Here is a 1,731-nt window from a genome sequence, read left to right on the forward strand (position 1 = left end):
ATGACCAGAAGACGCTTGATACGACCGCACGCAGGGTGGCCGCCCGCATTGCGAAGATTCAGGGCGTGGTCGACGTGAATGACGGCATCAATCCGGCGGGCGACGCGCTCGAATTGCATATCCGGCCCGAAGCCGCCGCTGCTGAAGGCATGGACCCGCAGTCGATAGCACAGGCCGTCTCCGACATGGTCGAAGGCAACGTGGCCACACAGTTTCAGAACGGACCGAAAACGGTCGGCGTGCGTGTGCGCGTGACCGGAGCCGCAGCATTGACCGACACAGAGCTGGGCCAGCTACAGATGCGCGCGCCGGACGGACACCTTTTTGCGCTGAATCGCGTTGCCGATCAGATCACCGTGACAGGACAGCCCGAAATAAGCCGGGACAATCTTAAGCGAATGGTCGCGGTGACCGCGCGCATCGACGGCCGAGATCTGGGCTCAACGATCACCGACGTGCAGAAGGTGATCGGCGATAAAAGCCTGTTGCCGGCCAGTGTGTATTACGAACTGGGCGGCCTGTATCAGCAACAGCAGATTGCCTTCAAAGGATTGCTGACCGTGTTCGGCGCGGCGGTGGCGCTGGTGTTCGGTCTGCTGCTATTTCTTTACGAGCGTTTCCGGGTAGCGCTGGCAGTCATGGCTATGCCCTTGCTCGCGGCGGGCGCGGTGTTCATCGGCTTATGGGTCACTGGCATCGAACTGAATATTTCCGCGATGATGGGCATGACGATGATTATCGGCATCGTGACGGAAGTGGCGATCTTCTACGTGTCGGAACTGCAAGGGCTCACCCGCGACGAAGAGATGCCGTTCGAGGATGCGCTGACCGCGGCGGGGCGCAATCGCCTGCGGCCCATTGCAATGACCACCATCGCCGCAATCCTCGCATTGCTGCCGCTCGCTTTCGCGCTAGGTCAGGGATCGGCCATGCAGCAGCCGCTTGCCATCGCGATTATTTCCGGCCTGATTGTCCAGTTGCCGCTGGTGTTACTGTTGCTGCCCGTGCTATTAAAGTTGCTCATGAAGAAGCAGGCTATTTGAGCCGTCGGCAGGTTGGAGTCAGGCCAGTCGATATGCACTCCGCTGGCGCGCTCGCGTACCGCCAGAGCGCCGGACGGCTGCTGGTACAACAGTACGAGAGCCCGAGAGCCCGAGGGCCTGCCGGTGCTTGCAGCGATCAATGCATGGATGATCCCGAAGATCGCCATCCTGTCGACAAAGTCCGAGCTGGGCCAAAGCCATCCGCTACTCGCTCCCGCGCAAGTGCGGCATGGCGTGCACGCGCTCGACCGCATTGTTAGCGGCGGTCGCACCGTTCAAGATGCTTGCGGCGGTGAGCACGCCGTCTCGATGCGCCTGTTCGACGGCCCATTCACACGAACGCAAGCCGAAGTCGTCGGCGGTAGTGAATAACGCGAGAGGCCTCGCGGCGCGCGGCTCGAATGCATGCGGCCTAGATCATGCGGCCCGGATCCCGGCGGCTTCTATGCGCGCGGCTTTGCCAAAGCCACCTCAGCGGCCATCGGATGCCTCCATCACGTCCATCGAGCGCAACGGCCTCGTGCGCGCGGCCGAACGCGAGCTTCCGACCCGAACGCGCGCGCCACGCCACGTGACATGTGAACCGAAAGCGGCAGCGAGCCATTGAAACAGCAGCAACGTATCGCGCAACGGCAGAAGCGGAAGATTGCGCCAGAACGCACGCCCGAGCGAGTCCGCTGTTTCACCG

The 1,731-nt window shown here is 62.2% G+C and carries 3 protein-coding genes; 2 read left to right on the plus strand and 1 reads right to left on the minus strand.

Going from position 1 to position 1,731, the window contains the following annotated elements:
* Positions 1 to 1,043, plus strand: a 1,043-nt coding sequence (locus WA702_RS20695) for an efflux RND transporter permease subunit (RefSeq protein WP_425112409.1), incomplete at its 5' end; no start/stop codon positions are given.
* 123 nt (positions 1,044 to 1,166) lie between these two features.
* Entirely contained in the window at positions 1,167 to 1,415 is a 249-nt protein-coding gene (locus WA702_RS20700; RefSeq protein ID WP_425112410.1) for a hypothetical protein, read from the plus strand.
* Between the two features lie 99 nt (positions 1,416 to 1,514).
* Here the strand turns inward: WA702_RS20700 and WA702_RS20705 are convergent.
* A partial coding sequence (locus tag WA702_RS20705; protein ID WP_425112411.1) for a hypothetical protein occupies positions 1,515 to 1,731 on the minus strand: 217 nt, incomplete at its 5' end.

The sequence above is a fragment of the Bradyrhizobium sp. genome, from assembly GCF_049798375.1.
Taxonomy (GTDB): Bacteria; Pseudomonadota; Alphaproteobacteria; order Rhizobiales; family Xanthobacteraceae; genus Bradyrhizobium.